Raw genomic sequence first — 12,536 nt, 5'->3', positions numbered from 1 at the left:
AGAACCCTAACGACGACCTCAGGCCGTTGACAATGGCATTAGAACGCTCCAATAAACTCGACCGAACTCACTTTGCGCACGACCGGCTTCCGGAGACACCCATGCCCCGCTCCCCCGACACCTCCTCGGCCAAGGCCGGTCCGGTGACTCTGGCCATGGTCGCGCGACGGGCCGGAGTCTCTCCGCAAACCGTGTCAAATGCCCTCAACTCACCCGGATTGCTGCGTCCTGAGACGCTGGAACGCGTCCGGCGCACCATCGACGAGATGGGCTACCGTCCGCACCGGGCCGCGCAGACGCTCCGTACCCGCTCCAGCAAACTCATCGGTTACGGCATACGCCCGACGCCGCCCGGCACCTCGGCACCGGTCATGGACCGGTTCCTGCACGCGCTCTCGCAGACCGCCGACGAGGCGGGCTACCGGATACTGCTGTTCGCCTCGCCTCCCGGCACCACTGGTCTGGAGGGCTACGAGGAGCTGCTCGACCTGCACAGCGTCGACGGTTTCGTACTCAGCGGCACCGACCGCGGCGACCAGCGCCAGGCCTGGCTCGCCAAGCGCGGAGTGCCCTTCGTGGGCTTCGGCCGGATGTGGTCGAACCGTCAGATAGGCGACTGGGCGGATGTCGACGGCGCCTCGGGGACGGACGCCGCCGTGGACCATCTCGTCGCTCTGGGACACCGGAAGATCGCGTTCCTCGGCTGGCCGCGCGGCTCCGGTGTCGGTGACGACCGTGCCGAGGGCTGGCAGCGCGCCATGCGCCGGCACGGCCTTCCGATACGCGGCAGGCGCGCGCAGAGCGTTGACGACATCGGCTCGGCGCAGGCCGCCGCGGGACCGCTGCTGGACGCAGGCGCCACGGCCGTGATCGCCGCCAGTGACATGCTCGCGCTGGGCTGCTACCACGCCCTGCGCGAGCGGAAGGCCGTACCGGGCGAGGACGTCGCCGTGGTGGGCTTCGACGACTCGCCCACCGCCGCGCTCCTCTCGCCCGGTCTGTCCACCGTCGCCCAGCCGCTGGAAGCCGTCGGCCGCGAATGCGTCCGGCTGCTGCTGGCCCGGATGGCGGATCCGGACGCGCCGCCGGAGCGCGTACTGCTCGAACCCACGCTCGTCGTCCGGGACAGCACACCGGCGTTAGCCGGCTGAGCCTCCGGTACCGGCGCCCTTCACCCGCGCTCCTACCGCACCCTCGCCGCTCCCGCCGGAGCCCTCGTACGACGCTCCGGTGGCGGGCCATCGATCCACAGCACGCCCTTCCGGGCCGCTGAGCCGCACGTTTCATCCCTTTCAGGAGGAATTCATGGTCACCCGCACGGCCGTCGCCGCCCTCGCCACCTGCGCGGCGCTGCTGACCGCCACCGGCTGTTCGTCCAGCTTCGACGACAGCAAGGAGCCGGCCCAGGACAAGGCCGCCAAGCAGAATCTGACGGTCCTCATCGCCACCTCGGGCGACGCCGAGACCCAGGCCGTCAAGGACGCCGCCGCCGCGTACGCGAAGAAGTCCGGCAACACGGTGACCGTCGAGGCCGCCAAGGACATGAACCAGCAGCTCGCCCAGGCCTTCGCCGGGCACAAGCCGCCGGACGTCTTCTACGTCCACGCCGACCAGTTCGCGAACTACGCCAAGGGCGGCTCGCTCTACGCGTACGGCGACGAGATATCCGACGCCTCCGACTTCTCCGAGCAGCTCCGCAACTCGTTCACGTACGACGGCAAGCTGGTCTGTCTGCCCAAGGACACCTCCACGCTCGGTCTCGCCATCAACACCGATCTGTGGGCGAAGGCCGGTCTGACGGAGAAGGACTACCCGAAGACCTGGGACGACCTGAAGACCGTCGCCGACAAGCTGACCACCGGCGGTGTCACCGGTCTGGTCACCAGCGACGAGTACCAGCGCCTCGGTGTCTTCATGAAGCAGGCCGGCGGCTGGGTCACCGACGCGGACCAGAAGAAGATGACAGCCGACACTCCCGAGAACGCCGAAGGGCTCTCCTTCGTCCAGTCCCTGCTCAAGTCGGGCTCGATGAAGTTCGCCAAGAACGTGGACACCAGCTGGGGCGGCGAGGCGCTCGGCAAGGGCAAGGCCGCGATGACCATCGAGGGCAACTGGCTCGAGGGCGGCATGAAGCTCGACTACCCGGACGTCAAGTACGCCGTGGCGCCGCTGCCCGAGGGACCGGCCGGCCAGGGCACGCTCGCCTTCAGCAACTGCTGGGGCGTCGCCGCCGACAGCGCGCACCGCGAGGCGAGCGTCGACCTGGTGAAGGCGCTCACCAGCGCGGACCAGCAGATCGCCTTCGCCGACGCGTTCGGTGTGATGCCGTCGCGTACCAGCGCGCTCACCACCTACGCCGAGCGGTTCCCGGCCACCAAGGCCTGGGTCGACGGCAGCGCGTACGCACAGGGCCCGGTGACGATCGCCGGCTTCGACAAGGTGATGAGCCAGTTCAACACCGATCTCCAGTCGCTGCGCACCGCCGACCCGAAGAAGATCCTCGCCGACCTCCAGCGCAACGGCGAACAGGCCATCGCGAAGGGCAACTGAGCCCGATGTCCATCCGCACGATGCGCGCGCCCCGCGCGCGCCGTACTCCCCGCGCGACCGGCTCGCCAGGCGCTCCTGACGGCGCATCCGGCGGAACCGGTACGACCGCGACGGCCCGCGCCCGGCGCGCGGGCCGTCGCGGGGAGGGTGCCTGGGGCTGGCTGTTCGTCAGCCCCATGGTGGTGATCCTCGGTCTGTTCCTGGTGCTGCCGATCCTGATGGCGCTGTGGGTGAGCCTGCTGCGCTGGGACGGTCAGTCCAATCCCTTCTCCGGCCAGGCCGACTTCGTGGGCCTGGACAACTACCGGACGCTGCTGACCCAGGACGGTCTCGACCGCACGCTCTTCGCGACCGCCCTGCGCAACAACGCCTACTACGTGCTGCTGACCGTGCCGCTCCAGACCGGGCTAGCGCTGGCACTGGCACTGATCGTCAACCAGAAGATCCTGCGCGGGCGCGGCGCTCTGCGTACGACGTTCTTCTTTCCGTCGGTCACCAGCTCCATCGCCGTCTCCACGGTCTTTCTCTTCCTGTTCCAGGGCAGCGGGGCGGTCAACTCCCTGCTGTCGTGGATCGGGGTGAAGGGACCGAACTGGTTCGCGGATCCACGCGGAGTGCTCTCGCTGGCCCTGGGCGGTCTGGGAATCGTCGATCCCGAGCGGCCGGCCGGGATGCTGGCCGACCACTCGGTCATGGGACTGTCCTGGTTCGAGTGGCTCTCGGGCCCCTCGGTCGCCATGTGCACGATCATCCTGCTGTCCGTCTGGACCACCTCGGGCACCTTCATGCTGATCTTCCTCGCGGCGCTCCAGGACATCCCGCGCGAGCTGGAGGAGGCGGCGGCGCTGGAAGGCGCCAACCGCCGTCAGCTTCTGCGGTACGTGACGCTGCCCGCGCTGCGTCCCGTGCTGTTCCTGGTGCTCACGCTGGGGCTGATCTCCACCTGGCAGGTCTTCGACCAGGTGTATGTGATGGGCCAGGGCGCGCCGGGCAATACGACGCTCACGCCCGCCTTCCTGTCGTACTCCGCGGGCTTCGACAACGCGGACTTCGGTCAGGGCGCGGCGATCGCGTTCATCCTGCTCGCCCTGATCCTCTGTCTGACCGCTTTCCAGCGTTGGGTGCTGCGGGAGCGCGGAGCGCGCACCGGGAGGAAACGATGACCGCCACCGGTACGGCCGTAAGCGACCGGGACGCCCGCGCCGGGCGGGCCGAGCGGGCCCGTCTCCGGCGGGCCTCGCGCGAGCAGGGACGCCCTGTGCTGCCACGGTTCCCCGTGCCGCTGCGGGTGCTGGGATACGCCCTGGTGGTCGGCGTGGCCCTGCTCTATCTGCTGCCGTTCGCACTCCAGTTGGTGACCGGCTTCAAGACCGATCCGGACGCCGCCTCGCATCCGCTCTCGCTGCTGCCCACCACTCCGACGACCGCCGCCTACCAGCGGCTCTTCGGGCTGGGCGAGTCCGGGGACGGAGTGCCCTTCCTGCGCTGGCTGAGCAATTCCGCGCTGGTGGCGGTGCTGGTGACGGCGGGCCGTGTGCTGTTCGACTCGATGGCCGGGTACGCGCTGGCGCGGCTGCGCTTCCGGGGCCGAGGAGTGCTGTTCGCCTTTGTCCTCGCGGTGATGGCGGTGCCCGGAGTGGCGCTGCTGATCCCGAAGTTCCTGGTGCTCAACACCTTCGGGATCTTCGACACCTACACCGCCATGATCCTGCCGCTGCTGGTGGACGCGGCGGGCATCTTCATCATGAAGCAGTTCTTCGAGTCGGTGCCGCGCGAGGTCGAGGAGGCCGCGCGGGTGGACGGCGCGGGTGTGTTCCGTATCTTCTGGTCCGTCGTCCTGCCGATGGCCAGACCCGCGCTGATCACTCTGACGATCCTGTCGTTCCAGGGATCGTGGAACGAGTTCACGCACTTCCTCGTCGCCACCCAGTCCGGCCAGTACGAGACGCTCACCACGGGCCTGGCCCGCTTTGTCTCGGGCGGTCTGGGCGGCGGTACGCAGTATCCGCTGAAGCTGGCCGCCGCGCTGCTCTCCACCCTGCCGGTGGCCGCGCTGTTCTTCTGCTTCCAGCGCTACTTCGTCAACGGCGCCAACTCGGGCGCGGTCAAGGAGTGAGCACGGGCTGAGCACGGAGTGAGCACGGCACGGGCGGGAGCGGTACGGGTCGTACCGCTCCCGCCCGTGTTGTTTCCGCCCGTACCGCTCCCGCCCGTACCTCTCGCGCTCACGTCCGTATCGTTTCTGCCCGTATTGCTCGGCCGATGAGGTGAAACACCCTCTCCTGTCGGTGCGGTCGGCGACCCACCGGCCGCCTCCTCGCGAATGTGTCGGTGAGAGTCCCGCGGTGGCGCGGGCGCCGAGCAGAAAGGGGGCGTGATGGGCGCGGAGCACATCGACACCCGATTGCTGGAGGAACTGACCGAGCGGTCGCAGGACTTGAACAGCGACGCCCGCAGAATCACCGGGAGTGCGCTGACCGACTTCGCGGCGGCGGAGGCCGCGTCGAAGAACGACATCACGGCGCTGGAGAGCGCGGCGGCGCTGGAGAATCTGCTGGTCAGCCTCTACCGCGACGCCCTCGCGCTGCCGTTCGTCAAGAACGGGCCCAAGACGGTCGCGGAGTTCTTCGACACCACCGCCCAGCAGCACCAGGCACATGTCAAGGCGTTCAACGAGGCCGCGACCAAGGCGGGCGGCCAGGCCCAGACGCAGCCCGACGAGACGTACGAGGCCGTCGTCACCCGTACGCTGCCGTCCGTCAAGACACCGGCGGACGTGGTCAGGCTCGCCCTGCATCTGGAGGACGCCGCCGCGCGGACCCACACCAGGAATGTGACCAGGGTCGCGGACACCAAGCTGCGCCGGCTCTTCGCGTCCGTCGCGCCGGTCGAGGCGCAGCACCGCGCCACGCTGCTGGCCGTGCAGTCCCTGCTCGCCTCGGGCCACGAGAGCCTGATCGAGATCCCGACGGACGCGCCCAGACTGCCCGCGGCCATCGGCAGCGCGACCATTCCCGAAGTCTTCCAGCCGATCGCCAACGCCCGGCCGATGTCCGAAGGAGCCATGAAGTGAGACGCGCGCGCGGCGGCTGGGAGCTGCCCATCAGTGAGGACCAACTCGGCCGTCTCACCAAGGAGATGACGGAGGCTCACCACGACACACTGCCCGCGATGCGCGCGGACGCCGCCTCGCTCACGGAGCGGCTCAGGGCGCTCGGCCCGGCGCGGCGCGGCGGCCGTCCGACGGACGCGTTGGCCCGTCCGACGGGCGCGACGGCGGCGGACCGCGTCACGGCGGAGAGCGGTACGAGGGACACCGGCCCGGTCGACAACGGCCCGGTCGACAACGGTCGCCGCCGCTTTCTGCTGGGCGCCGGAAGCCTGGGCGCCGCTCTCCTGCTGACCGGCTGCACCAGCGCGGGAACCGACGAGAAGGGCGCCTCGCCGCAGGGCGAACCGCCCGAGGTGCTCCCGCCCAGGGCCGCCGCGGACACGGTCATGTACACCGCGCACCTCAGATTCGTCGCGCTGTCGGCGGCCCTGGAGAACCAGGCCGTGGGCGCCTACGGATCGATCCTCGCCGCGGCGGGAGCCGACAGGTTCGGCGCCGTACCGCCCGCCGTGTCGACCTTCGTCACCATGGCGATGGCCCACCACATCGACCACGCCAAGGCATGGAACACGGCGCTGACGGAGGCGGGCAAGCCCGCCGTCACCGATGTGCCGCTGTCGAACCAGCGGGCGATCACCACCGCGCTGGACCGGGTCACCAGCGTGGACGACGCCGCCAAGCTCGCCCTCCAGCTGGAGGACCAGGCCGCGCAGACCTATCTCTTCGCCGGCTACAACGGCAAGACCGCCGCCGGGATCGAGACCGCGGCCACCATCGCGCCGGTCGAGGCGATGCATGTCTCCATCCTGCGCTTCATCCTCGGCCAGGATCCGGTCCCGGAGGCGTTCCTGCCCGAGGACCTGGCGGCGACGCCGAGTCTGCTGACGGTGTGAGGCGTACGGGACGGTGCGAGGCATACGGGTGCGTGCCCGGCGGCGGGCACGCACCGGCCCCGATGCGAGACTGACCAGGTCCGCCGCGCCGCTCCGGAATCGAGACGCCGCCTTGCCGCTCCTTCCCTTCGCCCGTATCTCCGTAGCCCGTATCTCCGTAGCCCGTATCTCCGTAGCCCGTATCTCCGTAGCCCGTATCTCTTTGGCGCCCGTGGTCGCCCTGCTGCTCGCCCTCACCGGATGCGCCGGCGCCGACGGCCCGGGCACGAACGGCTCAGGCACGGACGGCTCGGGCGCGGACAGCTCGGACAAGGGCCGCGAGGTACGGCCGCCTCGGGCGGACGAGGCCTTCGACTACCAGCTCGGCGGAGCCTACGAGCCGCCCGCCGGTGTGCGCACCGTCATCAGGGACCGTACGGCGGACCCGGCCCCGGGCGCGTACAACATCTGCTACGTCAACGCCTACCAGGCCCAGCCGGACGCCGTGGCCTGGTGGCAGCGGAACCATCCCGAGCTGCTGCTGCGCGACGCGGACGGCGCGTCCGTCGTCGACGAGGAGTGGCAGGAGCCCTTGCTCGACATCTCCACCGAGGACCGCCGCGACCGGCTGGCGCATATCGTCGGCGGCTGGATCGACGGCTGTGCCGAGCGCGGGTTCGACGCCGTCGAGGCCGACAATCTGGACTCCTATCTGCGCTCGGACGGACTGCTCGACCGGCGGCAGGCGGCCGGCTTCGCCCGGTTGCTGGCGGAGCGCGCCCACCGCGCGGGCCTGGCGATCGGCCAGAAGAACGCGGTCGAGATGAGCGGGCTCAGGGACACGATCGGCTTCGACTTCGCCGTCGCCGAGGAGTGCGCGCGCTACGACGAGTGCGGGCGGTACGCCGACACCTATGACGACAGGGTGCTGGTCATCGAGTACCGGCCGACGGATTTCACCGTCGGCTGCCGGGAGTGGGGAGACCGGCTGGCGATCGTGCTGCGGGACCGTGATGTCGTACCCGCCGGAGAGCCGGGCCACAGAAACGCGCGCTGCTGAATCCCGGCCGGGGCTATCCGGACCGTCGGAGCCGCCAGGGAAGTCTGAGCCTGCGGCGGTAGCGGCGCGAGGGAAGCATGGGACCGGTCGCGCGGTACAGCGGCTCCTCGTCCAGATACGGTCCGGTGTCGCCGTCCGCCGAGGTCCGCAGTCCCGGCTTGTCGTACCGGGTGGCGGCGATCACCTCGACAAGCTGCTCCTCGGTGAAAATCTCGGAGCCACGTACATGCGGCACGAAGCCGACGAGTACACCGTCCTCCACGACCTCTGCCCGCAGTCCGAGGACATCGTCCATGTCCCAGATCGCCTCGCCCCCCTCGGCGAGCACGATCTGTACACCGCACTGGTAGACACCCAGATGGGCCATATGAGCCATGACTCCTCGGGCCCGCAGGGAGGACACGAGACGGCCGGCGCGTTCCTCGTCCATCCGATGCCCCACTTCCCTGTGTTTCCCTGTGCGGAGGCTTTTGGACGTATATGTCCCGTGGCCCTCATGGTAAGCCGTTTCGCCGGGACGGCGAGTTCCGGCGAGTTCCGGGGGCAGCGCCCGATCCTGTCCCCGGGAGCCATGGATCAGCGGGTGGCGGGCATCACGTCGAAGGAGACCTGGACCGGTACCCGGGCGCCGGTCCAGCCGCGTACCTCCGGCTCGCTCAGCGAGCGGACCCAGACGTCCACCTGCGCCACGAGGTCCTCGCCAGGCCAGGGACCGACGCCCATGACACGCATACCGGCCTCTGCGGCGGACCGGATCCCGCAGGAGGAGTCCTCGACCGCCAGGGTGTCGACGGGCTCGGCGCCGCAGAGCCGTGCGGCGGTGAGATAGACGTCCGGGAGCGGCTTGGGTCTGATCTCGCCCTCGGGCACCACGATGTGGTCGAAGTGGCCGAGCAGTCCCGCCGTACCGAGGCAGGACTCGACGACTTCTCTCGGGCAGTTGCTGGCGACGGCGAGAGGAGCCAAACCCGCTGATTCCTCGACCAGTTGGCGGGCGCCGGGCATGGTCAGCGGGTTGTCGGCGACGAGTGCGCGGAAGTGCCCGAGCAGCAGGGCGGTCAGGTCCTCTCCGAGTTCCGGGCGTCCCGCCTCCTCGGCCATGAGGCGCCCGCATTCGGTGTAGTGCAGTCCCTTGGTCCGCTCGGCGAAGCCCGGCATGGGTGTGAATCCATACTCGCGCAGCGCCAGAATTCGAGCGTCCTGCCAGTGGCATTCAGTGTCCATGAGGGTTCCGTCGCAGTCGAAGACGATGGCCGCGGGAGTCCAGGAAAGGATGCGATGAGCTGTCATCCGATTGTTCCGTTCAGAAGAGCCCGATAAGCGGCAGCACTGACCGCCGCGACGGTGCGAAACACCACGGGCACGCTGGTCACCCGCTGTCGGGCGGGCGCGATCCGGGCAGTCGCGGCCTTATGGAGAAGGCCGGTTGAGGCGACCACCCAAGAACATAACGATCGCTACGCTAGAGAGGAAAACTATTGGTAGTCAAGTGACTTCGCAGAGTATTTCCAGCCTTTACCTGTAGCGGAGGACACCAAAAGCCTTCTGTTCCCCGTCCTGGAGAAAACGGAACACACAGATGTCGTGGTACGGCACGCACATAATTCGAGCGGGCGGACTGTATTCGACAAAGCGTGCTGCTTCGAGCCGTCCGCCGGTGGGACGCAGCAAAGCGCCCCGGCTTTCCACGGCCGCGGCCTGGCGCGCGGCTTCCAGCAGAATGATGCCGGGAACATGATCCGTGGCGTGGTCGAAGAAGAAGGGATGCCTGGGATCCGCCGGTTCGACCAGGAGGGTGCCGCCGTCGAGTCCCAGGACGACATCGTGCGCGCCCGTCACGCCCAGCCTACGGATGTCGGGGCGAAGCCGGCCGATGACGCTCTCCGGCGCGGCGGAGTGCGTACGGCCGGTCCGTACCGCCTCGTACCGTGCGCCGTCCAGGACTCGCGCACCGCCTCCGGCCTGCGCGAACACCGTCCCATGGGCGGAGAAGGAGACATCGAGCCGCAGCCCGGTGATCGAGCCGTCCTCGGCGGCGCGGCGCACATCGCTCGCCCGTACCGCGCAGATCACGGCGGTGGCACCGAAGAGCGCCCGCGGTTCCGCCGACGGATCGATCTCGAAGAACAGATCGGTGATGAGCAGATGCGCGGTGGGCGCGACATCGAAATACCGGAGCGGGATATAGATCCCGAGCTGGCGCAGTGTCTCGACGATCATCAGCGGACTGTGCAGATCGGCGCCGTCGCGCGGAAAAGTCGGATGGGACCGCGACCACGAAGCCGCGGCTTCGAACCCGGCGCCGTCCGCACTCCAAGCACTCCGCCGTACATCGGTGAGCAGCACCTCGGCCACGGAGTCCCGGTGCACCATCTCACGGGCGACGGTGCGCGACCAGGACAGTGGCCGGAGGTCCTCCATGGTGCCGCCGATCGGTGCGTCACCAACCGTTGTATTCATGCGACAAGAACACCGCAATTTTCGTTGCTACGCACGCCGGACCGGAGCCGCCAAGCCCGCCACGCCCGGTGGGAAAAGCCGCTACATTGCCTGCTGTCATTTAACGGAACGGCAATCCGGGGTACACGTGCGGGTTCGGGTGGAGCAGGTTCGGGCGAAAACAACGCGGAGGTTTCTCCTGGAAGCGGCGGCACAGTTGTTCGATGAGCGAGGTTACTCCGGCACCAGTATCAGCGATATCAGCGCGCAGTCCGGCCGTACGAGCGGAGCCATCTACTTCCACTACGCCAGCAAGGAGAATCTCGCCCTCGCCATTGTCGAGGAGCATTTCGCGACCTGGCCCAATCTGATCGACCGTTACAGCTCGTCCGACCGTCCGGCGCTGGAGCGGCTGGTGGCGCTGAGTTTCGAGGTGGCGAGGGCCTTCCGGGACGATGTGGTCATCCGCGCGGGCGCCCGGCTCTGGGCGGAGCGCACCGCCATCAATGTCACGCTGCCGAGGCCTTTTGTGGGCTGGCTGGAAACCGTCACCAAACTTCTTGAAGAGGCCCGCCAGGAGGGAGAACTCGCCAATGGCGTCACACCTCAGGTGGCCGCGCATGGACTCGTGTGCGCCTTCTTCGGACTGCACACCGTCTCCGACGCCCTGGAGGGACGCCAGCAGATCGAGGAGGCGCTGCACGATCTGTGGCTGCTGCTTCTGAACGCCCTTCAGACGGACCCGGATCCGGCGGCCCTGCTCGCGCGGGTGCGTGAACATCCTCTGATGCCGGTGCCGGCCGGGGGGCGATGAGCCGAGGACGCTGGGCTGAGGGCGCGGCGGACGGAGCGAACGGCCGGACCCGGCCGGGACGGGTGGATGTCCCGGCCGGGTCCGGCCGTGTGTGCGGGTGTACGAGTGTGCAGATGTGACGGTACGTCAGTGGCTACCGCCGACCAGGGCGTCAGGGCCCGTCGGCAGGGCCCGTCAGTAAGGGCCGTTCACATTGTCGATCGAGCCGTACCGGTCGGCCGCGTAGTTGCACGCGGCGGTGATGTTGGCGACCGGGTCGAAGCTGTCCATCGACGTACCGGGCACGTGGTAGGCCTGGAAGGTCGGGTCGATGACCTGGAGCAGGCCCTTGGACGGTGTGCCGGCCGCGGCGTTGGAGTCCCAGTTGTTGATGGCCGACGGATTGCCGGAGGACTCGCGCATGATGTTCCGGTAGATGCCGTCGTAGCTGCCGGGAATGCCGTTGGCGGCCATGACGTCCAGCGATTCCTTGATCCAGCCGTCCAGATCGTCGGTGTAGGTCTTGGCGGCCGGCTCGGTGACGGTACCGCTCGTATCGGCCGACGCGTCCGCGGTGGTCACGTCCCCAGTGGGCGCGTTCTCGGTGGTCGCGGTGACGTTCTCCACGGTCGCCGTCGCGTCCTCGGTGGTCGCCGTGGCGGTTTCCTCGACCGCGGCGGTGGCCGTCGTGTCGGGCGCGGCACTCTCACCAAGAGTCAGTTCAAGGCCTGGGTGGATCAGGGCCGGGTTGGCGCCGATGACGTCGCGGTTGTCCTCGTACAGCTTCTTCCAGCCGCCGCTGACGGAGTGCGCGGCGGCGATCTTGGAGAGCGAGTCACCCGCGACGACGGAGTAAGTCGCCGGGCTGTCCTGCTGTGTCGCGGCGACGGGCGACGACGCCGCCTCGGCGGTGGTCGCGGCGATGAACGGGAGCGCGAGTACGGCGCCGCCCGTGCCCACGACCGCGAGGCCTCGGGCGAACGGGCTGGTTCTGGGACGGCGGTGCTTGGCCTGTGCGGGCATGACGAATTCCTCTCCGTCGCCTGCGAGGTGAGCTGTCGGGTTCGGGCTGGAGCTGCCCGGCCGCGGTATGAGCGGCTTCACCCCAAGCCGGTCCGGATGACGGAACGGCGCCTTACCTGGGTCCCCCGCTCCTGCCGTGCGTGAGTGGGTTTCGGTTTCCGGACAGCGGCAGGATTCGGCGGTCCGCCCGGATTGACGTGAACGTAGGCGGAACGTCCGGAAAAAAACAAGACCTGAATTCACCGCGCGATCCGGCAGATGAATCCAGAGAGGAATGATCCGGTTACACAGAAGGCCTACGAGAACTCAACTCTCGTTCCCTGCGAGCGAAATGAACGAGACGGCGGCGACCACGGCCCACGGATGATGTGACGTACATCATGGTCTCTGCCGGAATTAATGACACCACAACACCGCACAGACGGGAGCAAGTTATGCGAATACCACCTAAATGCACCACAGGAGAAATGCGGGCAAATCGCCTATATAACCACTTCTCGGAGTGGGCACGATGGGCTCCTGCGACTCCGTCAATTCAGCGAAGGCCTCATCTATTCCTCCTTCGCGCGGCGGCATTCCGTTCGGGATACCGGGAAATCGTCGGCCCGACGAAGGAGCCGCGCCGCGGGCACCACCATTCGTCTGCCGCGCCGGGTCCCGGCTGTGATCCGCAGTCGTCGGGGAAGG

General features: G+C 68.5%; 12 protein-coding genes and 1 riboswitch. Of the genes, 8 read left to right on the top strand and 4 right to left on the bottom strand.

Going from position 1 to position 12,536, the window contains the following annotated elements; all coding sequences use genetic code 11:
* Nucleotides 1–101: 101 nt before the first annotated feature.
* The 7 genes from ACFV6H_RS15365 to ACFV6H_RS15335 all read left to right on the top strand — a co-directional run bounded on the left by ACFV6H_RS15365 (nt 102) and on the right by ACFV6H_RS15335 (nt 7,594).
* Complete coding sequence (locus ACFV6H_RS15365; protein ID WP_385541822.1) at nt 102–1,151, top strand: LacI family DNA-binding transcriptional regulator; 1,050 nt, start codon at nt 102–104, stop codon at nt 1,149–1,151.
* Nucleotides 1,152–1,305: 154 nt separating this feature from the next.
* Nucleotides 1,306–2,550 (top strand): extracellular solute-binding protein, encoded by a 1,245-nt coding sequence (locus ACFV6H_RS15360; RefSeq protein WP_384788130.1) that lies wholly within the window; start codon nt 1,306–1,308, stop codon nt 2,548–2,550.
* Between the two features lie 176 nt (nt 2,551–2,726).
* Complete coding sequence (locus ACFV6H_RS15355) at nt 2,727–3,713, top strand: carbohydrate ABC transporter permease (protein ID WP_385542113.1); 987 nt, start codon at nt 2,727–2,729, stop codon at nt 3,711–3,713.
* Nucleotides 3,710–4,666 carry a carbohydrate ABC transporter permease gene (locus ACFV6H_RS15350; RefSeq protein ID WP_385541819.1) on the top strand — a complete coding sequence of 319 codons (957 nt, stop codon included), beginning with the start codon at nt 3,710–3,712 and terminating at the stop codon, nt 4,664–4,666. The genes ACFV6H_RS15355 and ACFV6H_RS15350 overlap by 4 nt, the downstream gene beginning before the upstream one ends.
* A gap of 261 nt (nt 4,667–4,927) precedes the next feature.
* On the top strand, nt 4,928–5,623 hold the full coding sequence (locus tag ACFV6H_RS15345) for a ferritin-like domain-containing protein (protein ID WP_384985451.1): 696 nt from the start codon (nt 4,928–4,930) through the stop codon (nt 5,621–5,623).
* Nucleotides 5,620–6,555: a ferritin-like domain-containing protein gene (locus ACFV6H_RS15340; RefSeq protein ID WP_385541817.1), complete on the top strand. Its 936-nt coding sequence runs from the start codon at nt 5,620–5,622 to the stop codon at nt 6,553–6,555. The genes ACFV6H_RS15345 and ACFV6H_RS15340 overlap by 4 nt, the downstream gene beginning before the upstream one ends.
* A gap of 181 nt (nt 6,556–6,736) precedes the next feature.
* Complete coding sequence (locus tag ACFV6H_RS15335) at nt 6,737–7,594, top strand: endo alpha-1,4 polygalactosaminidase (protein WP_385542111.1); 858 nt, start codon at nt 6,737–6,739, stop codon at nt 7,592–7,594.
* 13 nt (nt 7,595–7,607) lie between these two features.
* Here the strand turns inward: ACFV6H_RS15335 and ACFV6H_RS15330 are convergent, their stop codons facing one another.
* The 3 genes from ACFV6H_RS15330 to ACFV6H_RS15320 form a co-directional block, all read right to left on the bottom strand.
* On the bottom strand, nt 7,608–8,024 hold the full coding sequence (locus tag ACFV6H_RS15330) for a hypothetical protein (RefSeq protein ID WP_384788148.1): 417 nt from the start codon (nt 8,022–8,024) through the stop codon (nt 7,608–7,610).
* A gap of 146 nt (nt 8,025–8,170) precedes the next feature.
* Nucleotides 8,171–8,884 (bottom strand): HAD family hydrolase, encoded by a 714-nt coding sequence (locus tag ACFV6H_RS15325; RefSeq protein WP_385541815.1) that lies wholly within the window; start codon nt 8,882–8,884, stop codon nt 8,171–8,173.
* 225 nt (nt 8,885–9,109) lie between these two features.
* Complete coding sequence (locus ACFV6H_RS15320) at nt 9,110–10,054, bottom strand: ScbA/BarX family gamma-butyrolactone biosynthesis protein (protein WP_385541813.1); 945 nt, start codon at nt 10,052–10,054, stop codon at nt 9,110–9,112.
* A 139-nt stretch (nt 10,055–10,193) separates the two neighbouring features.
* Between ACFV6H_RS15320 and ACFV6H_RS15315 the strand changes: the two genes are divergently transcribed.
* Entirely contained in the window at nt 10,194–10,847 is a 654-nt protein-coding gene (locus ACFV6H_RS15315) for a ScbR family autoregulator-binding transcription factor (RefSeq protein ID WP_385542109.1), read from the top strand.
* A 174-nt stretch (nt 10,848–11,021) separates the two neighbouring features.
* Here ACFV6H_RS15315 and ACFV6H_RS15310 read toward each other — a convergent pair whose 3' ends face one another.
* Nucleotides 11,022–11,849 carry a transglycosylase SLT domain-containing protein gene (locus tag ACFV6H_RS15310; protein ID WP_385541811.1) on the bottom strand — a complete coding sequence of 276 codons (828 nt, stop codon included), beginning with the start codon at nt 11,847–11,849 and terminating at the stop codon, nt 11,022–11,024.
* A 4-nt stretch (nt 11,850–11,853) separates the two neighbouring features.
* A riboswitch (cyclic di-AMP (ydaO/yuaA leader) is annotated at nt 11,854–12,014 on the bottom strand.
* Between the last annotated feature and the right edge of the window lie 522 nt (nt 12,015–12,536).

The organism is Streptomyces sp. NPDC059743 (assembly GCF_042732975.1).
Classification (GTDB): domain Bacteria; phylum Actinomycetota; class Actinomycetes; order Streptomycetales; family Streptomycetaceae; genus Streptomyces.
This window is presented reverse-complemented; position numbering and strand designations above follow the sequence as displayed.